A 23,491-nucleotide genomic window follows, 5' to 3' on the forward strand; every position below is an offset into this window, starting at 1 on the left:
GCCGCTTGAATCCGCGCGGGAGAGTCTCCAGCAGCCTTCGCTGGGGCGCCGAAGGAGCAAGTCCCTCCCTTGAATCTCTCAGGCCCCGTTACCGCGCGGGCGAGGCACATCTGAAAAGCGGGCCGCTGTGTCAGTGGCTCCACCCAAGGTGCAAACCGCGATCGTCCCTGTGGCGGTCCCGGCGAACCTCTCAGGTTCCGATGACAGATGGGGAGGAACGTTCCTCGCCCCATCCCTGTTGCCCTGGGAGACGACCGACCGATGAGCAGTACCGAACCCACCGAGCTGCGCCACACCGCGCTGGATGCCGTGCATCGCTCGCTCGGTGCGACGATGACCGACTTCGCCGGCTGGGACATGCCCCTGCGCTACGGCTCCGAGCGCGACGAGCACCTCGCCGTACGGACGAAGGCGGGCCTCTTCGACCTCTCCCACATGGGCGAGATCACCGTCACCGGCGCCGGGGCGGCCGACCTCCTCGACTACGCCCTGGTCGGCAACATCGCCTCCGTCGGCGTGGGCCGCGCCCGCTACACCATGATCTGCCAGGCCGACGGCGGCATCCTGGACGACCTGATCGTCTACCGGCTCGCCGAGACCGAGTACATGGTGGTCGCCAACGCCTCCAACGCCCAGGTCGTGCTGGACGCCCTCGTCGAGCGCTCCGCCGGCTTCGACGCCGAGGTGCGCGACGACCGGGACGCCTACGCGCTGATCGCCGTCCAGGGCCCCGAGTCCCCCGGCATCCTGAAGTCCCTCACCGACGCCGACCTCGACGGCCTGAAGTACTACGCCGGGCTGCCCGGCACGGTCGCCGGCGTCCCGGCCCTCATCGCCCGCACCGGGTACACCGGCGAGGACGGCTTCGAGCTGTTCGTGAAGCCGGAGCACGCGGTCGAGCTGTGGCAGGCGCTGGCCAAGGCCGGCGAGGGCGTCGGTCTGGTCCCGTGCGGCCTGTCCTGCCGGGACACGCTGCGCCTGGAGGCGGGCATGCCGCTGTACGGGCACGAGCTGACCACCGCCCTCACCCCCTTCGACGCCGGGCTCGGCCGGGTGGTGAAGTTCGAGAAGGAGGGCGACTTCGTCGGGCGCGAGGCGCTCCAGGAGGCCGCCGCCAAGGCCCGGCAGAACCCGCCGCGGGTCCTCGTCGGCCTGATCGCCGAAGGCCGCCGCGTCCCGCGCGCCGGGTACGCCGTGGTCGCGGGCGGCCAGGTGATCGGCGAGGTCACCTCCGGCGCCCCCTCCCCCACCCTCGGCAAGCCGATCGCCATGGCCTACGTCGACGCCGCGCACGCGGCGCCGGGCACCGAGGGCGTCGGTGTGGACATCCGAGGCACCCACGAGCCGTACGAGGTCGTGGCGCTGCCGTTCTACAAGCGCCAGAAGTAGACACTGGGCGCGGCCACTGTGTGACCCCGCGCACGTTTCCGCTGCTCGCCAGCGGCTTCAGCAGTCCCCCCTTCATCAGCACTCCCGCGCGTACAGGAGAATTCAGGCCATGAGCAACCCCCAGCAGCTGCGCTACAGCAAGGAGCACGAGTGGCTGTCGGCCGCCGAGGACGGCGTCTCGACGGTCGGCATCACCGAGTTCGCGGCCAACGCGCTCGGCGATGTGGTCTACGCCCAGCTCCCCGAGGTCGGCTCCGCCGTGACCGCGGGCGAGACCTGCGGCGAGCTGGAGTCGACCAAGTCGGTCTCCGACCTGTACTCGCCGGTCACCGGTGAGGTCACCGAGACCAACGAGGACGTCGTCAACGACCCGTCGCTGGTGAACTCCGACCCCTTCGGCCAGGGCTGGCTGTTCAAGGTGCGCGTCGCGGAGGAGCCCGCCGACCTGCTCTCCGCCGACGAGTACACCGCCCAGAACGCCGGCTGAGGAGTCGTAGCCGTATGACCGTCCTGAACACGTCCCTGCACGAGCTGGACCCGGAGATCGCCGCCGCGGTCGACGCCGAGCTCGGCCGCCAGCAGTCGACCCTGGAGATGATCGCCTCCGAGAACTTCGCGCCGCTCGCGGTGATGGAGGCGCAGGGCTCGGTGCTGACCAACAAGTACGCCGAGGGCTACCCGGGCCGCCGCTACTACGGCGGCTGTGAGCACGTCGACGTCGCCGAGCAGATCGCGATCGACCGGGTCAAGGAGCTGTTCGGCGCCGAGTACGCCAACGTCCAGCCCCACTCCGGCGCCTCCGCCAACCAGGCGGCGCTGTTCGCGCTGGCCCAGCCCGGGGACACCATCCTCGGCCTGGACCTCGCCCACGGCGGCCACCTGACCCACGGCATGCGCCTGAACTTCTCCGGCAAGCAGTTCGACGTGGTCGCGTACCACGTGGACACCGAGACCGGCCTGGTCGACATGGCCGAGGTCGAGCGGCTCGCCAAGGAGCACCGCCCCAAGGTGATCATCGCGGGCTGGTCGGCGTACCCGCGTCAGCTGGACTTCGCCGCCTTCCGCCGGATCGCCGACGAGGCCGGGGCCTACCTGTGGGTCGACATGGCGCACTTCGCGGGCCTGGTCGCGGCCGGGCTGCACCCGAACCCGGTCGAGTACGCGGACGTGGTCACCTCCACGACCCACAAGACGCTGGGCGGCCCGCGCGGCGGCATCATCCTGGCGAAGAAGGACTTCGCGAAGAAGCTGAACTCGTCCGTCTTCCCGGGCTTCCAGGGCGGCCCCCTGGAGCACGTGATCGCGGCCAAGGCGGTCTCCTTCAAGGTCGCCGCGAGCGAGGACTTCAAGGAGCGCCAGCAGCGTACAGTGGACGGCGCGCGCATCCTCGCCGAGCGCCTGACGGCGGCGGACGCCCGCGAGGCCGGCGTGAACGTCCTGTCCGGCGGCACGGACGTGCACCTGATCCTGGTGGACCTGCGCGAGTCCGAGCTGGACGGGCAGCAGGCCGAGGACCGCCTCCACGAGGTGGGCATCACGGTCAACCGCAACGCCGTCCCGAACGACCCGCGGCCTCCGATGGTCACCTCGGGCCTGCGCATCGGTACGCCCGCCCTCGCGACCCGCGGCTTCACCGCCGAGGACTTCGCCGAGGTCGCGGACGTGATCGCCGAGGCGCTGAAGGCGCCTTCTCCCTTCGGGGCGGCCGACGCCGAGGCCCTCAAGGCGCGCGTGAAGGCGCTCGCCGACAAGCACCCGCTGTACCCGGGCCTGAACAAGTAGTCCCGGACACGTAAGTCCCCGGTGGGGCGCCCGACGGAGGATCCCGGAAGGTGCCCCGCCACCCCCTGTCTTGAGGAGTGACCGTGGCCATCTCGGTCTTCGACCTGTTCTCGATCGGCATCGGCCCGTCCAGCTCCCACACGGTCGGCCCGATGCGGGCGGCGCGCATGTTCGCCCGCCGCCTGCGCAACGAAGGCCTCCTGGACCAGGTCGCCTCCGTCCGCACGGAGCTGTACGGCTCCCTGGGCGCGACCGGCCACGGCCACGGCACCCCGAAGGCCGTCCTGCTGGGCCTCGCCGGCGACTCGCCGCGCACGGTGGACGTGGAGAGTGCGGACGAGCGCGTGGAGGCGATCAAGGCCGGGCGCCGGATCAGCCTGCTCGGCGAGCACGAGATCGCGTTCGACTTCGACAAGGACCTCGTGCTGCACCGCCGCAAGGCCCTGCCGTACCACGCCAACGGCATGACGCTGTGGGCGTACGACGCCTCGGGCGCGGAGCTGCTGTCGAAGACGTACTACTCGGTCGGCGGCGGCTTCGTCGTGGACGAGGAAGCGGTCGGCGCGGACCGGATCAAGCTGGACGACACGGTCCTGAAGTACCCCTTCCGCACGGGCGACGAGCTGCTCCGCCTCACCAAGGAGACGGGCCTGTCGATCTCCTCCCTGATGCTGGAGAACGAGCGGGCCTGGCGCACCGAGGAGGAGATCCGGGCGGGCCTGCTGGAAATATGGCGGGTGATGCGCGAGTGCGTCCAGCGCGGCATGTCCCGCGAGGGCATCCTGCCCGGCGGTCTGAAGGTCCGCCGCCGCGCGGCCGTCTCCGCCCGCCAACTGCGCGCCGAGGGCGACGCGTTGGCGCACGCGATGGAGTGGATCACGCTCTACGCGATGGCGGTGAACGAGGAGAACGCGGCGGGCGGGCGGGTCGTCACGGCCCCCACGAACGGCGCGGCCGGCATCATCCCGGCGGTCCTGCACTACTACATCAACTTCGTGCCCGGCGCGGACGAGGACGGCGTGGTGCGCTTCCTCCTCGCCGCCGGCGCGATCGGCATGCTCTTCAAGGAGAACGCCTCCATCTCCGGCGCCGAGGTCGGCTGCCAGGGCGAGGTCGGCTCGGCCTGCTCGATGGCCGCGGGCGCGCTGGCCGAGGTCCTCGGCGGCTCCCCGGAGCAGGTCGAGAACGCGGCCGAGATCGGCATGGAGCACAACCTGGGCCTGACCTGCGACCCGGTCGGCGGCCTGGTCCAGATCCCCTGCATCGAGCGCAACGGCATGGCCGCGGTGAAGGCGGTCACCGCCGCCAAGATGGCCATGCGCGGCGACGGCTCCCACAAGGTGTCCCTGGACAAGGTCATCAAGACCATGAAGGACACCGGCGCGGACATGTCCGTGAAGTACAAGGAGACGGCGCGGGGCGGCTTGGCGGTCAACATCATCGAGTGCTGAGGATGTAGGCCCTGACCAGCGCGTTCGTGTCTTTCAGCCGGCGCCGGTCAGGCTTTGGTCCGCCCCTCCGCTCGCGCCTGCTCCGTGGGGCGCCGCGGCTTCGGCGCGAGCGTGGGCTGGGGCGTCCGCAGGCGGAGGAGGACCGTGACGGTGGCGAGCGCGGTGGCGACCCCTGCCACCAGCAGGGTGGTGTGCAGTCCGTCGACGAAGCCGGAGGCGAAGTACCGCAGTGCGGTGCGGAGGTTCAGGCCCAGGTGGGAGGGGGCGACTCCGTGCTGGGTGACGATGAGGTGGGCCGCAGTGCTGCGCTCGCCCGGCTCGAGCACGCTGCCCGAGTGGGCGAGGTTCCCGGCGACCGAGGTCTCGGCGCGAGCGTTGAGCAGGGAGCCGAGCACGGCGATGCCCAGGGCCGTTCCCACCTGGCGGGTGGCGTTGACAGTGGCGGCGGCCGCGCCTGACCGCTCGCGGGGTACGGCGGCCATGGCGGCGGCGTTGGTGGGTGCGATGCCGAGTCCCATGCCCAGGCCGAGGACCGCGAAGAGCACGCCCACCTGCCCGTAGCCGGTGCTGGGGGTGAGGGTGAGCAGGCCCAGCAGGCCGGCGCTGACCAGGCCGTAGCCGGCGACCATGACGCCTCGGGGGCCGAAACGGGCGGTCAGCTTCCCGGCCTGCGTCGAGCCGATGGCGATGGCCGCCGAGTACGGGAGGAACTTCACGCCGGTCATCGACGCGCTGGTGCCCTGGACCTGCTGCAGGTAGAGCGACAACAGGTAGAAGGTGCCGTAGGCGCCGAAGCCGAGCATGAACGACGCGATGTTGGTGATGACGAAGCGCTGGTTGGAGAAGAGCGAGACCGGCAGCATGACGCGCGGAACACGACGCTCGACGGCGACGAAGGCGAGGAGGGCGACGGCTGCCACGGCCAGGAGCACCAGGTTCTGTGTCGCGGTCCAGCCGTCGCGGCCGGCCTCGTTCACCGCGTAGGTGAGCGCGGCCAGCCACACGATGCCGAGGATCTGGCCGACGGGGTCGGTGGCCGCGTGCTCCGGGTCGGCGGACTCGGCGATGCCCTTGATGCCGGCGGTGAGGGCGATGAGGCCGAGGGGCACGTTGATCAGGAAGATGGCGGGCCAGCCGACGGAGTCCGTGAGCGCTCCGCCGAGGAGGGGCCCGAGCACCACGGCCAGGGCGCTGCACGCACCCCACAGGCCGATCATTCGCGCCCGCTTGGCCTGGTCCGGAAATCCCTGTGCCAGCAGCGACAGTGCTCCGGGAGTGACGGTGGAGGCTCCGGTGCCCTGCAGCAGCCGCCCGATCACCAAGGTGGTGGTATCGGGTGCCACCGCGCACAGCACCGAGCTGAGAGTGAACAGGGCGAGGCCGGCCAGGAAGACCTTCTTGCGTCCGAAGCGGTCGCCCAGCGCGCCGCCGGTGAGCATGAAGGCGGACAGGCACAGGGTGTAGCCGTCCACCACCCACTGGATGTCCGTGATCCGGGCGTGCAGGTCGCTCTGCATGGCCGGGAGCGCCACGTTCACGACGCTCATGTCGAGCAGGGCCATGAAGGTTCCGAGGAAGACGGCCGTGATCAGCCCGGCGGGACGGCACTGTGCGGACACACGTACTCCTGCTGCGGAGAGGACGAGGGTGGCTGTGCGAACGCCGCCCGGGCCCACGGAGGAATCGAGCGCGAGCGGCGGTTCCCACCGTTCCACTTCAAGTCGCCTTGAAGTCAAACCAAGTCGGGCCTCGATCAGCAGGTCCACGGGCTCATCGCAGGACGGCTTCCGGCTGGGTCACACAGCGCGGATGCGGGCATCGGCCTCCTCGCTCACCACGGGGCAGTCATCCGCGGGATGGTCACGGGGGCAGCCGAGGTAGTGGGCGAGGTAGGCCTTCGCCTGGGTGAGGCGGTCGATCTGCTCGTCCATGGCAGCCATGCGACGCCGTACGGTGTCCCGCCAGTGACCGGTCTCGGTCCGGCCGGCCAGCACCGTCGCGATCTCGGCCAGACTCATCATCCCGGTCTCCTGCCAGATCTGGATGAGCGCGACCCGGCGGAGCTGCTCGGGGCCGTAGAGTCGCCGTCCCGACTGTCGTGCCGTCGGCTGAAGGACCCCGCGTTCCTCCCAGTAGCGAAGGGTGGAGGTGGTCAGCCCCAACCGCACGGCGACCTGACCGATGGTCAGAAGATTCTCGTCCGTGTCCATGGTCGACATCATCCATCCGGGCCGCCGCAGGAGCCGGGACCGGAGGGCGCGGCACGGGAGGCAACACCGTTGTGCTGGGCCCCACTTCTGCCCCCGAGTACCGTTCCTTCGCCCTCGGCGACTACCGGCGGCGCACATCCCCGTGACGGGGCTCGGGTGACTTGTGTTCCTCCGGGGGCTACCGCGCAGTAACCGCTCCCTCCTACGCTTCGGCCAACTGGACCGGACCGAAGGGGAGTTGGGCAATGGGCGCAGTGGGACGGGTCGCGGCACTCGTGGGGGCGGCCGCGCTGCTGGTGATGGGGCCGGGCAACGCGCACGCGGCCTCGCCGAAGTTCTCCGAGACGACGGCGATCGGGACGCACAACGCGTACGACAAGGCCAAGTACACCTACTTCGCACAGGCGTTGGACTCCGGTGCCTCGCTGCTGGAGCTGGACGTGTACGTGGACAGCATCAGCCACCGCTGGCGGGTCAGCCACAGCAATCCGTGGGGCGACGACAACAACTGCGAAGCCGCGAAGACCCCGAGCGAGCTGTACAGCAAGAGCCGCAACCAGGACTTCGGCAGCTGCCTGGACAACATCGCGGCCTGGAACCAGCTCCACCCCGACCACCCGCCGATCGTCTTCAAGATAGAGATGAAGGTCGGCTTCAACAACAACGGCGGGCTCGGCCCGGACGCGTTCGACACGCTGATCAACCAGAAGCTCGGCAGCAGCGTCTACAAGCCCGCCGATCTGCTGGGCTCGTCGTACTCCACGCTCGACGCGGCGGCGAAGGCGAACGCCTGGCCGAGCCGTGACTCCCTCAAGGGCAAGTTCATCTTCGAGGTGATCCCCGGCACCGTGGAGATGAAGAACCCCTTCGACCACTACTGGACGGACCAGGAGTACGGCGACCACGTGCGCGACCTGTACGCGGCCGGGAACATCGCGCGGGCCGAGGCCTTCCCCACGGTGCTGGGCGCGGCGGGCGGCGACCCGCGGGCGAGCCGCTGGCCCTCCGACACCTCGATCCGGCCCTGGTTCGTGTTCTTCGACGGTGACGCGGCCACGTACGTCGACAACGGCTACGACACCTCGTTCTACTCCGTGAACCACTACATCTCGATCATGACCGACGCCGCCGGCGTCTCCCCGGCCATCTCCTCCACCGACCCGACCGACGCCGAGGTCGCCGCGCGGCTGTCCCTGCTGGCCAAGAACCACGCGAGCATCATCACCTCCGACTGGTCGGCGAAGCCGGCCTCGGTGCTCGGTTCGGTGACCGGCCGGAGCTGACGTTCCTTCCGTGCGGGACGGATCGGGCGTGCCATCGTGGGGCATCACTCAACCAGCAACTCCTTTCCCCCACCGGCACTTCAAGGAGTCCCCCACATGCTCCGCGGCATCGATGTCAGCGCGTTCCAGTCGTCCTCGTACGACACGAGCGGCCTCTCCTTCGCCTTCATCAAGGCGACGGAGGGCCGTTCGTACGTCAACCCCCACGTCACCGCCCAGGCGAAGACCGCCCGCGACGCCGGCCTGGTCGTGGGTTTCTACCACTTCCTGTGGCCCGGCGACCTCACCACCCAGGCCGAGCACTTCGTGACCGCCGCTCCCTCGCGGGCGGGCGACATCCTCGCCGTCGACTGGGAGACCACCGGCGACGGCACCCACGCGAGCAACGCGGAGAAGGACAGTTTCATCAGGAAGGTGAAGGCCCTGCGGCCCACCCACCGGGTCGTCCTCTACGCGAACCGCGACTTCTGGCTCAACCTCGACACCACGTCCTACGCGGGCGACGGCCTGTGGATCGCCGACTACGTGAGCGCGGGCCACCCCCGCATCAAGGCGCACTGGCGCTTCCACCAGTACACCAGCGACCCCCACGACAAGGACGTGGCGAACTTCGCCAGCAAGGCCGCGCTGGAGGAGTGGGCGAGGGCGTAAGGGCGGGGCGGTCAGCCGCGGAAGCTCTCCGGGCGGTCCGGGGAGGCCTGGGCGAGGGCCTTCTGCACGCCCTCCACGCCATCTCGCAGGCCGTACACCGGGGTGTCGGGCTGCTGGCGCCAGGAGTCGTCGATGCCGCCCGCGTCGACCGTGTCGAAACCGAGTTCGTCGATCAGGGCGCGGACCTTCGCCTTGGCCACCGCGTCGTCGCCGGCGACCGGGAGGGCGATGCGCCCGGGGTCGCCGGCGGGGCGCGGGCGGTCCAGGATGTCCTGGGCGTAGGTGCCATTGAAGGCCTTGATCACGGGGTGGCCGAGGGGCTGCTCGGTCCAGCGGCTCTCGGTGAGGCCGTCGTCCTCGATCGCGGCGATGCGGCCGTCGCGCTCCTTGGGGTAGTAGTTGCCGGTGTCGATCACCGCCACGCCCTCTGCGGCGCCGTCCAGCAGGCCGGACGGAAGGCTCGGGACCGCCTTCAGCGGGACGGTGACGACCACGACCTCGGCTCCCTTGGCCGCGTCCTCGGCCCGGACCGCGCTCGCGCCGGTCTCCTCGGCCAGTTCCTTCAGGGTCTCGGGGCCGCGGGAGTTGGCCACGGAGACGTCGTGGCCGAGGGCGGTGAGCCGCCGGGTGAGGTTGCCGCCGATGTTGCCCGCGCCGATGATGCCGATCTTCATGACAGGCCCTCCGGGATCGTCTTATGCGTGTGCATGCGTCTGTCGTGGGCGACAACCCCTCGGGCGCGGGTGCTATTCCGTCGCTGCGGTGATCAGGCGAACGCACTCGGCGATCACGGGGCGCACCGGGCCGGTACCGCAGGGGTGACGCGTAGGTCAGCTGTTCCCCCGCAGCAGTTCCAGCGTCCCCTCCAGCTCCCCCAGCAGCACCGACGCCGCCCCCTCCGCGTCTTTGTCGGTGATGGCCCGGACGAGGGCCTCGTGGCTGTCGTCGCCGGTGTCGGGGTGCTGCTCGCGCAGGCCGGTGAGGTCCAGCAGGGTCACCAGGCCCTCGCGCAGGACGGGGGCGAACTCGGCGAACAGGTCGGAGAGGACCGGATTGTGGGCGGCGGCGACCACGGCCGTGTGCAGGGCGATGTCCGCGTCCACGAAACCGGCGTCGTCCCCGCCGGCCGCCGCCCGGCGGCCCTCCAGCGCGGTCCGCAGCGCGGTGACGTCCTCGGGGGTTCGGCGCCGCGCGGCGAGTCGGGCGGCCTGCACCTCGACGCCCATGCGGACCTCGTAGACGTCCGTGACCGCGGCCCGGCCCAGCCGGGTGGGCCAGTCCTCGGCGGGTTCGGTGGCGATGACGAAGACGCCGGCGCCGTGCCGGGGCCGCACCAGGCCGGCGCCGGCGAGTGCGCGCAGCGCCTCGCGGACCGTGGAGCGGCCGACGCCGAGCTCCTTGGCGAGCGTGGTCTCGCCGGGCAGCTTGCTGCCGACCGGCCAGTGCCCGGCGGCGATCCGGTCACGCAGCCGGTCGGCGGCCTGCTCGACCAGCGGGCTGGGGCGTAGGGGGCCGAGCGGCATGGGTTCACCAACTTGTCCGAGGAGGTACGGCGGTCTTGAGCATTTTCACTTGTCTGAGGAGCTGAGGACTCGCTAGCGTACCCGGTGTGACGCTCCGCGGTCTCCTTCTTCTCGGCTGCCGCGGCGGGGTTTGACGCGACCGGCGCCCCGCCGCGGGGCTCGGTGCTGCCGGTCACCGTCCGACCGAACCGAAGGCAGTGACCGCCGATGAAGACCTGCTGGAACCCACAGCGCCCCGGCCCCATGCCGTACCACCGCTACCGCCCCTACCAGGACCGGGTGAACGTCCCCGCCGCCGACCGGAGTTGGCCCTCCGCCCGGATCGAGCGCGCTCCCCTGTGGGTGCCCGTCGATCTGCGCGACGGCAACCAGGCGCTGGCCGAGCCGATGGACACCCCCCGCAAGCGCCGCTTCTTCGACCTGCTGGTGCGCGTGGGCTTCAAGGAGATCGAGGTCGGCTACCCGTCCGCGAGCCGTACCGACTTCGACTTCGTACGGCATCTGGCGGACACCGGCGCCGTACCGCAGGACGTCACACCGGTCGTCTTCACGCCCGCCCGCGCCGATCTGATCGACCGGACCTTCGAGGCGATCGCGGGAATGCCGCGGGCCGTCGTCCATCTGTACATCGCGACCTCGCCGGTGTGGCGGGAGGTGGTGCTCGGGCGGAGCCGGGCCGAGGTGTGGCGGACGGTGCGGGAGGCGGCCGAGCGCATGGCGCGGCGGGCCGGGGACGCGCCGGGCGTGCGGTTGCAGTTCTCGCCGGAGACCTTCAACCTGACCGAGCCCGACTTCGTCCTCGAACTGTGCGACGGGCTCACCGAGTTGTGGGACGCGAGCCCGGACCGGCCGGTCACGCACAATCTCCCGGCGACCGTGGAGATCGCCACGCCGAACGTCTACGCCGATCAGATCGAGTACCTGCACCGCCACCTGGCCCGCCGCGAGTCGGTGATCCTCTCCGTCCATCCGCACAACGACCGCGGTACGGGCGTCGCCTGCGCCGAACTCGCCGTGCTCGCCGGTGCCCAGCGGGTGGAGGGCTGCCTGTTCGGCAACGGCGAGCGCACCGGCAACGTCGACCTGGTGACCCTCGCCCTGAACCTCTTCGCCCAAGGGGTCGATCCCATGGTCGACTTCCGTGACCTCGACGCCGTACGGGAGACGGTCGAGCACTGCAACCGGCTGCCCGTGCACCCGCGCCATCCGTACGCGGGCGAGCTGGTGCACACGGCCTTCTCCGGCACGCACCAGGACGCGATCAGCAAGGGCCTCGCCCGACATGCCCGCCGCGCGGCCGAGTTGGGGGTGCCGGAGCACCAGGCGCCGTGGGCGGTGCCGTACCTGCCCATCGATCCGGCCGATGTGGGGCGGTCGTACGAGGCGGTCATCCGCGTCAACTCCCAGTCGGGCAAGGGCGGGGTGGCGTATCTGCTGCGCGCGCACCACGGCATCGACCTGCCGCCACGCATGCGGCCCGACTTCTCCCGGGTCGTCCAGGCGGCTACGGACGGCAGCGGGCGGGAGGCGACGCCCAAGGAGCTGTACGAGCTGTTCCGGGCGACGTACCTGACGGAGGGTGCGGTACGGCTGCACGCCTGGTCCACGCACGAACAGGCGCCCGGCGTGCACCGCTTCGTCTGCGCGCTGGAGACCGGCGACCGCGTCGGCGACTTCGAGGGCACGGGCGCAGGGCGGCTGACCGCGTTCGCCGACGCCCTGGCCGGCGCCGGTGTCACGGTGGAGGTCCTGGACTTCTCGGAGGACCAGGCGGCGGCCTTCGCCGAGTGCCGGGTCGACGGCGTCACGGCCTGGGGCGCGGGAACGGGCCCGTCGGCCGCCGTGCAGGCGGTGGTGTCCGCGGTGAACCGGGCGGTGGCCGGGTGAGCGAGGTGCTGCGCGCCGAGGACGTCGGTCTCGTCCGGGACGGACGGCCCCTCCTGAAGGAGGTGTCGCTGACGGTCCGGGCCGGTGAGCACTGGGCACTGCTCGGCACCAACGGCGCGGGCAAGTCCACGCTGCTCGGGCTGCTCGGTGCCGTCGTGCATCCGACGCGGGGCACGGTGGAGGTGCTCGGGCGGCGGCTGGGCCGGGTCGATCTGCGGGAGCTGCGGGCCCATGTCGGGCACGTCAACCCGCGCCATCCGCTGACCTCGCCGCTGACCGTACGGGATGTGGTGCTGACCGGGGTCACGAACTCGGTGGAGCCGGTGCCGCGGTGGCGGCCGTCCCCGGAGCAGGAGGAGCGGGCCGAGGCGTTGATCGGGACGCTGGGGCTCGCGGCGCTGGGGGACGCCCGCTGGCCGACGCTCTCGCAAGGGCAGCGCGGCCGGACACTGATCGCCCGGGCCCTGATGCCCGAGCCCCGGCTGCTGCTCCTGGACGAGCCCGCGACCGGTCTGGATCTGCCCGGCCGGGAGCGGCTGATCGAGGCGCTTGAGGAACTGCGGGCCGCCCATCCGCGGCTGGCGACCGTGCTCGTCACCCATCACGTGGAGGAACTGCCGCCCGGCACCACCCACGCCCTGCTGCTGCGGGACGGCCGGGTGATCGCACAGGGACGGGCCGAGGAGGTCCTCACCGGCGACCAGGTCGGCACGTGCTTCGGCCTGCCGCTGACCCTTCAGCGGCACGAGGGCCGGTGGAGCGTGCGGATCCGGCGGGCGTGACAGAGGGGGTCCTCGCCGGCGGGAGGGCCCCCTCTGCGCACGTCACTTGTTCAGGTAGGCCCAGAACTCGTCGAACGACAGGACCTTGTCGCCGTCGAGGTCCCGCTGCTTGATGATGGCCGCAGCCACCGTCTCGGTGACGTTCCAGTCACCCTCCTGGGCCAGGGCGGTCTTGAACTCGGCGGCGGTGATGAATCCGTCACCGTCCGCGTCGATCCGCTGGAACTGCTTGCGTGCTTCCTCGATGTCCGCCACCGATCCGCCCCTTTTGCTCGTGTTTCTGATGCCGTGCTGGCGTACTGACGCTGGTCAGATTAACGGCCCGCACGAGCCCGGAGTGCGGCGACCACCGGTCAGCGCCAGGGCGCGTAGTACGGATTGCTCTCTCAGTCGCGTCGATGCAGTAGTTGTAGCCGGCTTTCGCCGGACCGCGGCTGTCGCTGCGGTAGAGCGTGCGGTCAGCGGAAGATGCCGGTGTGCCCGAGCGAGTAGCGGCCCGGCTGCGGGTAGACCGCGAGGCCGTGCGGGCCGCTGCCGACCTTGATGCGGGCCAGTTCCTTCCCGGTCCGGGTGTCGATGGCGTACACCTCGGAGTTGTAGCGGCCGGACAGCCACAGCACCTTGCCGTCGACGGAGACGCCGCCCATGTCGGGGCTGCCGCCGCCGGGCAGGTGCCACTTCTTGGTGAGCCGGTTCTGGGTGAAGTCGAAGACGGAGATGGTGCCCTCACCCCGGTTGGAGATGTACATCTCGCGGGAGTCGCGGCTGATGTAGAGGCCGTGCGCGCCCTTGCCGGTGTAGAGGAACGTCGGCCGGGTGAACTTGTCGCCGTCGAGGATCCACAGGCCGTTGGCCACCATGTCGGCGATGTAGAACAGCTTGCCGTCCGGGGAGATCTTGACGTCCTGCGGCATCGCTCCGTGGTGCGGCAGTCTCTCCTGCTCGACGACCTTCATCCGCGCGGTGTCGACCTTGAGGACCTCGCCGCTGAACTCGCAGGAGACGATGAAGTAGCGCCCGTCCGGGGAGAAGTCGGCGTGGTTGACGCCGTAGCAGCTGACGGGCACGGACTTCACGACCTTCATGGTGTGCGCGTCACGGAAGACGAGCGCGCGGTCCATGGAGGCCATGACGACGGCGTACTTGCCGTCGGGCGTGAAGTACAGGTTGTACGGGTCGTGCACCTTGACCGGCTTGCCGGCCTTGCCGGTCTTCGGGTCGATGGGGGTCAGGCTGTTGCCGAGGTCGTTGTTGACCCACAGGGTCTTCAGGTCCCAGGACGGCACGACGTGCTGGGGCTGGCGGCCGACCGGGATGGTGTCGATGATCTTGTAGGTCTTCGGGTCGATGACGGTGACGGTGTTGGAGTTGGTGTTGGGCACGTACACCCGGGAGGGGAAGTCCCGGACCACCGGGGAGAGTTGGTTGGGGCGGTCGGCGGAGTAGAGGTCCTTCGGGTCCTCGACCGGCGGCATCCCGGGCAGCACGTTCACCTGACGCTTGCCGTTGCCCGGCTGGGCCGGCGCCTTGCTGGCCAGGGCCTCGTTCCCGTGGTGCTGAGAACCCGAAGTGCACGCGGACAGCAGCGTCAGGGCGGTGAGGGCGGCACCGGCGGCCAGCAGGCGGACGGCTTTCGTGGTTCTCATCAGCTCAGCAGCTCCGTGGTGGTGACCGCGCGCAGTCCACGGCGGTCGAGTTCGTGGAGGAGGTCGGGCAGGGCGGCAACGGTGTCCGGGTACCCGAAGTGCATGCTCACCACCGACCCGCTGCGCACTTCGGCGAGAACCTTGCGGGTGACGGCGGCGGCGCCAGGCCGGGTGTAGTCGAGCGAGTCGACGTCGTACGACAGCACATGCGGGTAGCCGGCGGCGCGGGCGAGGCCGGCGACCAGCGGGGAGGCGGTCGGCGAGCGGGAGGGGCGGAACCAGGTGCCGATGGAACCGGTGAGCTTCCTCAGCCGGTCCGCGCAGTCGGTGATCTCCTTGCGGGCGTCCGCCTCGGCCATGGTGTTGATGGAGATGTGCCGTTGGGTGTGGTTGCCGAGGTCGTGGCCGCCGTCGAGGATCCGGCGGGCGATGTCGGGGTGTTCGTCCAGCCAGGTGCCGACGGCGAGCACGGTGAGGTGGGCGCCGTGCTTCTCGGCCGTGCCGAGCAGGGAGTGGGCGATGCCGGGATCGCCCTGGCCGTGGAAGGTGAGGGCGACCCAGGGGCGGGTGCGCGGGCCGTGGGTGATCTGGGCGGGCTGCCCGGGGTAGGCCCGCGGGGCGGGGGCCGGCCCGGCGCCGGCCGGGGGGTGGCCGGAGGCGCCGGTGCCGGACGGGGACACGGAAGGGGACTCGGAGTCCGGGGCATGGGGCGGGGAGGCCTGGCCCGCACCGCAACCGGCGGCGAGCGCACCGCCGGCGACGAGCCCCGCTCCCGCGCGCAGCACCCCACGTCGGTTGGTTGTGGTCACCCGCACCATTTAAGGGGCGATAGGTAAGAAAACCGCCGATTGGCCCGAAAGAGGTCTGATTTCGGGTCGCCGTAAGGTCCGGGCCATGCCCTCGCTACCTGTCGGCCACCCGCATCTCGAACCAGGTGGTCTTGCCCCGCGGCAGCAGATCCACGCCCCAGCGGTCGGAGAGCTTGTCGACGAGGAACAGGCCGCGCCCGCTGACGTCCAGTTCCTGCACGGGCATCAGACAGGGCAGGCCGCGCGAGGGGTCGCGGACCTCCACCCGGATCCAGCCGGGGCGGCGGCGCATGCGCAGGCCGAAGACCCGGGCGCCGGTGTGCCGTACGGCGTTGCCGACGAGTTCCGACACGAGTAAGACGGCGTCCTCGGTCAGCTTGGGGGTCAGCCGCCAGGTGCGCAGGACGACGACCTGGGCGAGCCGGCGGGCGGCGGCCGCGGATTCCGGGCGGGACGGCAGCGGCACCTCCAGCTCCGCCGGGTTGCCGTACAGTTCGAGCGCCTTGAGCGCCTGTTCGTCCTCGACCCCGGGCGACCAGCGCGCCGCGGCCGCACGGCTGTGTCCCCGCGGCTGTTCGATGCCCTCCAGCCCCGCCATGCCCCCATGATGGCGGCCCGGAGCCGTCTTGGGGGCCGTTCCGAAGGAATACGCCCCCTGTACGCCCCCGTGCTCCGCCGAGCGCCCGGCATATGCCGAAGGCATGTCACTCGCCAGTAAGGGCCGGTTGACCTGCGAAGACGACTCACTTCCGGGCAATCGCCAAACTCCCTCGACGGCGCAGGCTTAATGCTGCCTTAAGGCTCCCATAAACCGCCCCATCGAGGGACCCGGACGAGTCGACGCGTCAATTGCAAGGGGCCCCAAGGGAGTTACTGGAAAGTTCACTCCGCTGACGCTCAGCGGAACTTGGCCTTGCCCGGCCCCTCCTCCACGAAGCTGCGCATGCCGGTCTCGCGGTCCTCGGTGGCGAACAGGCCCGCGAACCAGTTGCGTTCGACGGCGAGGCCGGTGTCGATGTCGGTCTCCAGGCCGGTGTCGACCGACTCCTTCGCCGCGCGCAGGGCGATCGCCGGGCCCTGGGCGAGCTTCGCGGCCCAGGCGTGCGCCTGCTCGTACACCTCGGCGGCCGGGACGACGCGGTCCACCAGGCCGATCGCGAGGGCCTCGTCGGCCTTGACCTGACGGCCCGTGAAGATGAGGTCCTTGGCCTTGGAGGGGCCGACCAGCCGGGACAGCCGCTGGGTGCCGCCGGCGCCCGGGATCAGGCCGAGCAGGATCTCGGGCTGGCCGAGCTTGGCGTTGTCGCCGGCGATGCGGTAGTCGGCGCACAGGGCGAGTTCGCAGCCGCCGCCGAGCGCGTAGCCGGTGATGGCGGCGACGACGGGCTTGGGGATGCGGGCCACGGCCGTGAAGGAGTCCTGCAGCGCGCGGGCGCGCAGGACCATCGCGGTGTGGTCCATGTTCTGCATCTCCTTGATGTCCGCGCCCGCCGCGAACACCCGCTCGCCGCCGTAGATCACCACGGCGCGCACGTCGTCGCGGCGCGTGGCCTCCTCGGCGAGCTCCTTCAGCCGGTCCTGGGTGGCGACGTCCAGCGCGTTCATCGGCGGACGGTCCAGGCGCAGGGTTCCGACGCCTTCGGCGACTTCGAGATTGACGGTCATGCAGGCCAGGTTAACGGCCACTAACGACAATGGACCCGGTGCCATGGATCACAGCACCGGGCCCGTACGTCAGAGGTGGCTCACTTCTTCCAGTCGGCCCACGACATGTTCCACCCGTTCAGCCCATTGTCCGGGGACACCGTACGGTCGTCCGCGTTCTTCACGACCACCACGTCGCCGATGATCGAGTGGTCGAACATCCATGCGGCCGGGGTCGAGCCGTCGGAGCCGCCGCGCACGTCGCTCAGGCCGACGCAGCCGTGGCTGGCGTTGTAGTTGCCGAAGGCGTCGCCGCCCCAGTAGTTGCCGTGCAGGAAGGTGCCTGAGGTGGTCAGGCGCATGGCGTGCGGGACGTCCTTGATGTCGTACTCGCCGCCGTAGCCGACGGTCTCGCCGTTCATGCGGGTCACCGCGAGCTTCTCGGTGATGACCATCTGGCCGTTCCAGGTGTCGTAACCGGGCTTGCCGGTGGTGACCGGGATGGTCTTGATGACCTTGCCGTCCTGGGTGACCTTCATCGTGTGCTTCTTGGCGTCCACGACGGAGACCTGGTTGCGGCCGATGGTGAACTTGATGGTCTTGTGCTGCTTGCCGTAGACGCCGTCGCGGCCCTCTACGCCGTCCAGGTTCAGGTCGACGGTGACCTTGGTGCCTGCCTTCCAGTACTTCTCCGGGCGGAAGTCCAGGCGGTCGTTGCCGAACCAGTGGCCCTCGACGTCGACGGCCGGCTCGGTCCTGATCCTGATGGCCTTCTCCACGGCCTGCGGGCTCGTGATGCCCCGGGTGAAGTTGACGGAGAACGGCATTCCCACGCCGACGGTGGAGCCGTCCTCGGGGGTGAAGTAGCCGAGGAAGGTGTTCTTCGGGGTGAGGGTGGTGAACGTGGAGTCCTCGGCGGCCTCGCGGCCCTCGGAGTCCTTGGCGACCGCGTGCACCGTGTACTTGGTGGACGCGGTCAGATGGGTCGCCGGCGTCCAGGACGCGCCCCCGCCGGTGATGCTGCCGGGGACCGCCGCGCCCTTGGCGTCCTTGACGGTGACCTCGGTCAGCTTGCCGCGCGCGACGTTCACCTTGAGCGCGCCGCTGGTGTCGACGCCGGTGGCGCCGGACTTGGGCGATATGGAGACGGCGGCGGCGGACTGCTCCTTGCCCTGCTGGGTCTCCTTGCCCTTGCCGTCGCCCGAACCCTTGCCGCCGCCCCCGCCGCACGCCGCGAGGGAGAGCACCAGGGCACCGGCCGTCAGTGCCAGTCCCTTACGGCCTCGCCGCCCCGCCGCCGACGCCCCCGGTATAGGCCGTATGTTCAAGTCGTTCTCCCCTCGCCGGGCCTGGTCGGACCCGCTCCCCACCACATTGGTGCGCGCATATTAACCGCCCGGTTTTGAGCTGGGTGTCAGGCGTATGTCACCGTTCCGTCGCAACTTCCGCCCGCACCCCGCCGCCCGAAGTCCGGGCCCCTCACCTGGTTACTTCACCGCGCTGCCCGCTTTCCACTCCTGCCAGGTCATGTTCCAGCCGCCGAGGCCGTTGTCGGGAGCGACGGTCCGCTCCCTGCTGCCCACGACCTCGATGACGTCACCGATGAGGCTGCGGTCGAAGAACCAGCCGGCCGGGGTGGCCGAACTGCCGCCCTTGACGTCCCTGAGGCCCACGCAGCCGTGACTGACGTTGACGCGCCCGGGGGCGTCCGGCGACCAGTAGTTGCCGTGCAGATAGGTCCCGGAGTCGGTGAGCTTCATGGCGTGCGGGACGTCGGGGATGTCGTACTCGCCGCCGAAACCGACCGTGTGGCTGTTCATGCGGGTGACGTCCAGCATGTCCATCACCACCATCTTCCCGTTGTACGTGGGGTTGCCGGGGGCGCCCGCGGTGACCGGCACGGTGGCGAGCAGCCGGCCGTCCCGGCGCACCTGCATGGTGTGCCGGGCCGCGTCCACCAGCGAGACCTGGCTGCGGCCGACGGTGAACGCGAAGGTCTTGTCCTGCAACCCGTAGACACCGGGCGCCCCTTGGACGTCCCGCAGGTTCAGGTCGACGGTGACCTCGGTGCCGGGCTTCCAGTACTGCTCGGGGCGGAAGTCGAGCCGGCTGCCGCCGAACCAGTGCGGGCGGATCTCGACGGGCGGCTGCGCGCTGACCCGCACGGCGCGTTCGACGGCGGCGCGGTCGGTGATCTCCCGGCTGAAGGAGAGGGAGACGATCATGCCGGTGCCGACGACGGCCCGGTTCTCGGGGGTGACGTAGCCGATGAACCGCTCCTCGGGGACGAGCGTGGTGAAGGTGGTGTGCCGGGCCGAGCGGCGGCCGTCGGCGTCCAGCGCCACCACGTCGACGGTGTACTTGGCGGCGAGCGCCAGCCGGTCCTCGTCGGGCCGCCAGGTCCTGCCGTCCGCGCCGATGCGCCCGGGGACCGGGGAGTCCTGCGCGTCCTGCGACTTGACGACGGTCACCTTCTCCAGGCGCCCGTCGGGCACCCGTACCCGCAGCCGCTGCTCGGGCCGGACGCCCTTGCTGTCGTCGTCGGGGGTGACATGGATGACGTCCTCGGGTGCCGGGGGTCTGCCGAGCTCCGAGCCCACCCCGAAGGCTCCGCCCAGCCCGAGCGGCCCGGAGCCACCGGCGGAACACCCTGCGAGCAGTGCCACCCATGTCAGTACGGCGGCCAGCGCGGCTCCCGTGCGCCGTGCGCGTCCTTGTACGTGCCTCACGCGGGACTCAACGACCGGGCCCGCTCCGGGGAAACGTGAGTGCGACGCACGCACTGGGCAGAACAGAGGGAAGGACGACACGCTGGGGAGCCGCCGCGCCCGCGCCGGAGGGGGCGCCTTCTGGATCAGGTCGGCTGAGCGGGACAGCACGGGACGGCCGACGCCGACAGGGACCAGGAGGCGCCCCCTACCGTCGGGGCGCAGCCGTGGCGGGTGGCCGAGGGTGCCTTGCGGCATGCTCGCCCACCCGGTACGGCGGACTGTGCCGCCCCCGGGCTGAAAGAGGGGCCGACAGGTGACGAGCGCAGCCGAGCAGCGGGCACCGGCCGGGGAGCCGGCCGCCGGTACCGGGCAGCAGCCTGCCGTGGTGAACGGCGCCCGGCACGCCGCGGTGCCGGCCCCGGTGGTGTGGCCGGGCGCCCCGACACCGCTGGGGGCCCGGTTCCGGGTGGGCCCGGACGGGGTCGCGGGCACCAACTTCGCGCTGTGGGCGGGCGGGGCCGAGGCGGTCCGGGTGTGCCTGTTCGACGAGCGGGGGCGGGAGACCCGGGTGCCGCTGACCGAGCTGACGCACGAGATCTGGCACGGCTTCGTCCCGGGCGTGATGCCCGGTCAGCGCTACGGCTACCGGGTGGACGGCCGCTGGGACCCGTGGACCGGTGCCCGCTGGAACCCGGCCAAGCTGCTGCTGGACCCGTACGCGCGGGCGGTGGACGGGGAGTTCACGCTGCCGCCGCAGGTGTACGGGCACGTCCGGGACTGGCCCGAGCAGTACGTCGCCGACACCGTGCGCGACGACCGGGACTCGGCGCCGTACGTGCCGAAGGGCGTCGTCGTCGACGATGACGACGACTGGGAGGACGACCGCCGGCCGAAGACCCCGTGGGCCGACTCCGTCATCTACGAGCTGCACGTGCGCGGCTTCACCAAGCTGCACCCCCAGATTCCGGAGGAACTGCGCGGCACCTACGCCGGCCTGGCCCACCCGGCGGCGATCGAGCACCTGGTGAAGCTGGGCGTGACGGCCGTCGAACTGCTCCCGGTCCACCAGTTCGCGCACGAGGACCACCTGCTGCGCCGGGGCCTGCGCAACTACTGGGGTTACAACTCCATCGGCTACTTCGCCCCGCACGCCGGCTACGCGGCCTCCGGTACGACGGGAGAGCAGGTCGGCGAGTTCAAGCGGATGGTGCGCGCGCTGCACGCGGCCGGCATCGAGGTCATCCTCGACGTGGTCTACAACCACACCGCGGAGGCGGGCGAGCTGGGCCCGACCCTGTCGTTGAAGGGCATCGACAACCGCGGCTACTACCGGCTCCAGGACGACGCCCGCCGGTACGCCGACTACACCGGCTGCGGCAACACCCTGCACGTCGTCCAGCCCCAGGTGCTGCGCCTGATCACCGACTCGCTGCGGTACTGGGTGACGGAGATGGGCGTGGACGGCTTCCGCTTCGACCTCGCGGCGGCGCTGGCCCGCTCGATGCACGACGTCGACATGCTCTCGCCGTTTCTTGCGGTCATCGCCCAGGATCCCGTACTGCGCCGGGTGAAGCTCATCGCCGAGCCCTGGGACATCGGCTCCGGCGGCTACCAGGTCGGCGCGTTCCCGCCCCTGTGGACCGAGTGGAACGACCGCTACCGGGGCGCCGTCCGCGACTTCTGGCGGCACGCCCTGCCGGACGTCCGCGAGATGGGCTACCGCCTGTCCGGCTCCAGCGACCTGTACGCCTGGGGCGGCCGGCGCCCGTACGCCTCCGTCAACTTCGTCACCGCGCACGACGGGTTCACGCTGCGCGACCTGGTGTCGTACGAGCGCAAGCACAACGAGGCCAACGGCGAGCACAACCGCGACGGCACCGACGACAACCGCTCCTGGAACTGCGGGGCCGAGGGGGAGACGCGGGACGAGCGGATACGGGCGCTGCGCCGCCGTCAGCTGCGCAACCTCCTGACCACCCTGCTGCTGTCCACCGGCGTGCCCATGCTGGTGGCCGGCGACGAACTCGGGCGCACCCAGCGCGGCAACAACAACGCCTACTGCCAGGACAACGAGATCGGCTGGCTGGACTGGTCCCTGCGGGAGGACCCCGCCTGGCGCCCCCTGTGCGACCTGACCTCCCGGCTGATCGGCCTGCGCCACCGGCACCCGGTGCTGCGCCGCCGCGCCTTCTTCTCCGGGCGCGCCCAGTCGGCGGACGGGCTGCGGGACCTGGCCTGGTTCACCGCGCGGGGCGCGGAGATGACCGAGGGCGACTGGTACGCCCCCGCCGCCACGCTCGGCATGTACCTCTCCGGCCGGGACATCCCGGGCCGCGACGAGCGGGGCGCGCCGGTCGTGGACGACAGCTTCCTCGCGGTGCTGCACGCGGGCGAGCGGCCGACGGGGTTCGTGCTGCCGGGCCCGCCGTGGGCCGAGCGGTACGAGGTGCTCGTGGACACCTCGCGGGAGGACCAGGCGGAGCCGCCGGGCACGGTCCATCCGGCGGGCACGGAGATCACGGTGCCGGAGCGGGCGGTGCTGCTGCTGCGCGTGGTCTGATCCCGGGTGAGACCTGTGCGTGACGTGGATCACGCTCGTCCGGTGCAGCGTTCCGCGGCCTCCAGGGCCTTTCTCCTGGTGTAGACAGCCGGCGAGGACAGGGACCGTGAGGATGGAGCAGGCTCGGGCCGGTGAGTACGACGCGTTCGTGGCGGCCCGCTGGTCGGTGTTGTTCCATCTGGCCCGTCTGCTCACCGGAGGGGACCGTCACCGGGCCGAGGACCTGTTGCAGGAGTCCTTGGTCAAGCTGTGGTTCGTCTGGCCGAAGGTCGCCGACGAGGCACCGGAGGCGTATGTGCGCACGGTGCTGGCCCGGGCCGCGGCCCGTTCGGCCCGCCGGCGCTGGTGGGGCGAGCGGCCCGTGGAGGTGCTGCCCGAAGTGGCGGCGGCCGGCGATGTGTCGGCGACCGTGGCCGAGCGCTCCCGGCTGGAGGCGGCGCTCGCCCGGCTGAGCCCGCAGCAGCGGGCCGCGGTCGTGCTGCGCTACTACCAGGACCTGCCCGACCGGCAGGTCGCGGAGATCCTGGGCTGCCCGGTGGGCACCGCCCGGTCCCATGCGGCGCGCGGGGTGGCCCGGCTGCGCGGGCTGCTGGCCGACGTCATCGAGCCGGTGGGGTGAGGGGGAGCGATGGACCACTTCGAGCGGCAGCTGGCCCAGCTGATGCACCGTACGCAGGAACCGGTGTCCTACGAGCCCCGGCACAGGGACGCGCTGCACACAGGCGTGCGGACCCGGCGCCGGGTGCGCGCGGCGCGCCGGGCGGCCGGTTCCGTGCTGGCGGTGGCCGGGCTCGGCCTCGGACTGTTCCTGTGGCCGCACGGCCACCTCGACGACCGGCCCAGCGCGCCGCGCCCTGGGCCCGCGACCAGCCCGACGCCCGTCCCGACCACCTCGCCGAACCCGTCGCAGTCGCCGAGCGAGACGCCGTCGCCGCCCGCGACGACCGACTCCCCGACCGCGACGACGTCCAACATGCCCGGGACCAGCGCCAGTTCGAACACCCCCAGCGGCCGTCCGCCGTCCGCGACGGCCACCGAGACCTCCGGCGGCACCGTCACCACCCCGCCGGCCTCGGCATCGGTGAGCGAGCCGGCCGTACCGTCGCATGCTCCGTCCTCGGTGGTCAGCCCGACCGACTGACCTGCCGCTCTCCCCCACCCGC

General features: G+C 71.2%; 22 protein-coding genes and 2 riboswitches. Of the genes, 11 read left to right on the forward strand and 11 right to left on the reverse strand.

The genetic code is table 11. The features are described 5' to 3' along the window. The first annotated feature begins 6 nt into the window (after positions 1-6). A riboswitch (glycine riboswitch) is annotated at positions 7-104 on the forward strand. After that, a riboswitch (glycine riboswitch) is annotated at positions 105-217 on the forward strand. Between the two features lie 44 nt (positions 218-261). The 4 genes from gcvT (at position 262) to BFF78_RS13750 (ending at position 4,622) form a co-directional block, all read left to right on the forward strand. Then, positions 262-1,389, forward strand: a complete 1,128-nt coding sequence (gene gcvT / locus BFF78_RS13735; RefSeq protein ID WP_069778599.1) for a glycine cleavage system aminomethyltransferase GcvT — start codon at positions 262-264, stop codon at positions 1,387-1,389. A 109-nt stretch (positions 1,390-1,498) separates the two neighbouring features. Beyond that, entirely contained in the window at positions 1,499-1,876 is a 378-nt protein-coding gene (gene gcvH, locus BFF78_RS13740; protein ID WP_069778600.1) for a glycine cleavage system protein GcvH, read from the forward strand. Positions 1,877-1,890: 14 nt separating this feature from the next. After that, positions 1,891-3,171, forward strand: coding sequence for a serine hydroxymethyltransferase (gene glyA / locus BFF78_RS13745; protein WP_069778601.1), 1,281 nt, complete (start codon positions 1,891-1,893; stop codon positions 3,169-3,171). Between the two features lie 83 nt (positions 3,172-3,254). Beyond that, the gene (locus BFF78_RS13750; RefSeq protein ID WP_069783554.1) at positions 3,255-4,622 is read left to right on the forward strand and encodes an L-serine ammonia-lyase; all 1,368 of its coding nucleotides are present in this window, start codon (positions 3,255-3,257) and stop codon (positions 4,620-4,622) included. Positions 4,623-4,669: 47 nt separating this feature from the next. Here the strand turns inward: BFF78_RS13750 and BFF78_RS13755 are convergent, their stop codons facing one another. Then, positions 4,670-6,241, reverse strand: a complete 1,572-nt coding sequence (locus tag BFF78_RS13755) for an MFS transporter (RefSeq protein WP_069778602.1) — start codon at positions 6,239-6,241, stop codon at positions 4,670-4,672. 177 nt (positions 6,242-6,418) lie between these two features. Further along, positions 6,419-6,832, reverse strand: a complete 414-nt coding sequence (locus BFF78_RS13760) for a MerR family transcriptional regulator (RefSeq protein ID WP_079161298.1) — start codon at positions 6,830-6,832, stop codon at positions 6,419-6,421. Between the two features lie 245 nt (positions 6,833-7,077). Here BFF78_RS13760 and BFF78_RS13765 point away from each other — a divergent pair, with 245 nt between their 5' ends. Together BFF78_RS13765 and BFF78_RS13770 are read left to right on the forward strand one after the other, a co-directional pair. Then, on the forward strand, positions 7,078-8,115 hold the full coding sequence (locus BFF78_RS13765; RefSeq protein ID WP_069778604.1) for a phosphatidylinositol-specific phospholipase C domain-containing protein: 1,038 nt from the start codon (positions 7,078-7,080) through the stop codon (positions 8,113-8,115). 96 nt (positions 8,116-8,211) lie between these two features. Beyond that, positions 8,212-8,766: a glycoside hydrolase family 25 protein gene (locus tag BFF78_RS13770; protein ID WP_069778605.1), complete on the forward strand. Its 555-nt coding sequence runs from the start codon at positions 8,212-8,214 to the stop codon at positions 8,764-8,766. Positions 8,767-8,777: 11 nt separating this feature from the next. On the opposite strand, the gene BFF78_RS13775 is transcribed toward BFF78_RS13770, so the two are convergent. After that, positions 8,778-9,440, reverse strand: coding sequence for an NADPH-dependent F420 reductase (locus BFF78_RS13775; protein WP_069778606.1), 663 nt, complete (start codon positions 9,438-9,440; stop codon positions 8,778-8,780). A 156-nt stretch (positions 9,441-9,596) separates the two neighbouring features. Continuing rightward, positions 9,597-10,289 (reverse strand): FadR/GntR family transcriptional regulator, encoded by a 693-nt coding sequence (locus BFF78_RS13780; protein WP_069778607.1) that lies wholly within the window; start codon positions 10,287-10,289, stop codon positions 9,597-9,599. A gap of 207 nt (positions 10,290-10,496) precedes the next feature. Here BFF78_RS13780 and BFF78_RS13785 point away from each other — a divergent pair, with 207 nt between their 5' ends. Together BFF78_RS13785 and BFF78_RS13790 are read left to right on the forward strand one after the other, a co-directional pair. Further along, entirely contained in the window at positions 10,497-12,176 is a 1,680-nt protein-coding gene (locus tag BFF78_RS13785) for a 2-isopropylmalate synthase (protein WP_069778608.1), read from the forward strand. Next, positions 12,173-12,958, forward strand: a complete 786-nt coding sequence (locus BFF78_RS13790; RefSeq protein ID WP_069778609.1) for an ABC transporter ATP-binding protein — start codon at positions 12,173-12,175, stop codon at positions 12,956-12,958. The genes BFF78_RS13785 and BFF78_RS13790 overlap by 4 nt, the downstream gene beginning before the upstream one ends. Positions 12,959-13,000: 42 nt before the next feature. Here the strand turns inward: BFF78_RS13790 and BFF78_RS13795 are convergent, their stop codons facing one another. From BFF78_RS13795 to BFF78_RS13825, 7 genes are all read right to left on the reverse strand, one after another. Beyond that, a complete protein-coding gene (locus BFF78_RS13795; RefSeq protein WP_069778610.1) occupies positions 13,001-13,213 on the reverse strand; it encodes an EF-hand domain-containing protein in 213 nt (70 codons plus the stop codon). Positions 13,214-13,416: 203 nt separating this feature from the next. Then, positions 13,417-14,604: a YncE family protein gene (locus BFF78_RS13800; RefSeq protein ID WP_069778611.1), complete on the reverse strand. Its 1,188-nt coding sequence runs from the start codon at positions 14,602-14,604 to the stop codon at positions 13,417-13,419. Continuing rightward, positions 14,604-15,422: a polysaccharide deacetylase family protein gene (locus BFF78_RS13805; protein ID WP_069778612.1), complete on the reverse strand. Its 819-nt coding sequence runs from the start codon at positions 15,420-15,422 to the stop codon at positions 14,604-14,606. The genes BFF78_RS13800 and BFF78_RS13805 overlap by 1 nt, the downstream gene beginning before the upstream one ends. 85 nt (positions 15,423-15,507) lie before the next feature. Next, positions 15,508-16,011 carry an ATP-binding protein gene (locus BFF78_RS13810; protein WP_069778613.1) on the reverse strand — a complete coding sequence of 168 codons (504 nt, stop codon included), beginning with the start codon at positions 16,009-16,011 and terminating at the stop codon, positions 15,508-15,510. A gap of 299 nt (positions 16,012-16,310) precedes the next feature. Next, positions 16,311-17,078: an enoyl-CoA hydratase/isomerase family protein gene (locus BFF78_RS13815; RefSeq protein WP_069778614.1), complete on the reverse strand. Its 768-nt coding sequence runs from the start codon at positions 17,076-17,078 to the stop codon at positions 16,311-16,313. A gap of 80 nt (positions 17,079-17,158) precedes the next feature. Continuing rightward, positions 17,159-18,385 carry a L,D-transpeptidase gene (locus tag BFF78_RS13820; protein WP_193433455.1) on the reverse strand — a complete coding sequence of 409 codons (1,227 nt, stop codon included), beginning with the start codon at positions 18,383-18,385 and terminating at the stop codon, positions 17,159-17,161. A gap of 159 nt (positions 18,386-18,544) precedes the next feature. Next, entirely contained in the window at positions 18,545-19,786 is a 1,242-nt protein-coding gene (locus BFF78_RS13825; RefSeq protein WP_079161299.1) for a L,D-transpeptidase, read from the reverse strand. Between the two features lie 295 nt (positions 19,787-20,081). Here BFF78_RS13825 and glgX point away from each other — a divergent pair, with 295 nt between their 5' ends. From glgX to BFF78_RS13840, 3 genes are all read left to right on the forward strand, one after another. After that, a complete protein-coding gene (gene glgX / locus BFF78_RS13830) occupies positions 20,082-22,328 on the forward strand; it encodes a glycogen debranching protein GlgX (protein ID WP_193433456.1) in 2,247 nt (748 codons plus the stop codon). A gap of 112 nt (positions 22,329-22,440) precedes the next feature. After that, on the forward strand, positions 22,441-22,947 hold the full coding sequence (locus BFF78_RS13835) for a SigE family RNA polymerase sigma factor (RefSeq protein ID WP_069778616.1): 507 nt from the start codon (positions 22,441-22,443) through the stop codon (positions 22,945-22,947). Positions 22,948-22,956: 9 nt separating this feature from the next. Beyond that, on the forward strand, positions 22,957-23,469 hold the full coding sequence (locus BFF78_RS13840) for a RodZ family helix-turn-helix domain-containing protein (protein WP_069778617.1): 513 nt from the start codon (positions 22,957-22,959) through the stop codon (positions 23,467-23,469). Positions 23,470-23,491 lie beyond the last annotated feature (22 nt).

This window comes from Streptomyces fodineus (genome assembly GCF_001735805.1).
Taxonomy (GTDB): domain Bacteria; phylum Actinomycetota; class Actinomycetes; order Streptomycetales; family Streptomycetaceae; genus Streptomyces; species Streptomyces fodineus.

Bases quoted from the DNA above. Each gene is read 5' to 3' on its own strand.
- gcvT (WP_069778599.1), top strand. From the start codon at position 262: ATGAGCAGTACCGAACCCACCGAGCTGCGCCACACCGCGCTGGATGCC.
- gcvH (WP_069778600.1), top strand. From the start codon at position 1,499: ATGAGCAACCCCCAGCAGCTGCGCTACAGCAAGGAGCACGAGTGGCTG.
- glyA (WP_069778601.1), top strand. From the start codon at position 1,891: ATGACCGTCCTGAACACGTCCCTGCACGAGCTGGACCCGGAGATCGCC.
- BFF78_RS13760 (WP_079161298.1), bottom strand. From the start codon at position 6,832: ATGGACACGGACGAGAATCTTCTGACCATCGGTCAGGTCGCCGTGCGG.
- BFF78_RS13765 (WP_069778604.1), top strand. From the start codon at position 7,078: ATGGGCGCAGTGGGACGGGTCGCGGCACTCGTGGGGGCGGCCGCGCTG.
- BFF78_RS13770 (WP_069778605.1), top strand. From the start codon at position 8,212: ATGCTCCGCGGCATCGATGTCAGCGCGTTCCAGTCGTCCTCGTACGAC.
- BFF78_RS13775 (WP_069778606.1), bottom strand. From the start codon at position 9,440: ATGAAGATCGGCATCATCGGCGCGGGCAACATCGGCGGCAACCTCACC.
- BFF78_RS13780 (WP_069778607.1), bottom strand. From the start codon at position 10,289: ATGCCGCTCGGCCCCCTACGCCCCAGCCCGCTGGTCGAGCAGGCCGCC.
- BFF78_RS13785 (WP_069778608.1), top strand. From the start codon at position 10,497: ATGAAGACCTGCTGGAACCCACAGCGCCCCGGCCCCATGCCGTACCAC.
- BFF78_RS13800 (WP_069778611.1), bottom strand. From the start codon at position 14,604: ATGAGAACCACGAAAGCCGTCCGCCTGCTGGCCGCCGGTGCCGCCCTC.
- BFF78_RS13805 (WP_069778612.1), bottom strand. From the start codon at position 15,422: ATGGTGCGGGTGACCACAACCAACCGACGTGGGGTGCTGCGCGCGGGA.
- BFF78_RS13810 (WP_069778613.1), bottom strand. From the start codon at position 16,011: ATGGCGGGGCTGGAGGGCATCGAACAGCCGCGGGGACACAGCCGTGCG.
- BFF78_RS13815 (WP_069778614.1), bottom strand. From the start codon at position 17,078: ATGACCGTCAATCTCGAAGTCGCCGAAGGCGTCGGAACCCTGCGCCTG.
- BFF78_RS13835 (WP_069778616.1), top strand. From the start codon at position 22,441: ATGGAGCAGGCTCGGGCCGGTGAGTACGACGCGTTCGTGGCGGCCCGC.
- BFF78_RS13840 (WP_069778617.1), top strand. From the start codon at position 22,957: ATGGACCACTTCGAGCGGCAGCTGGCCCAGCTGATGCACCGTACGCAG.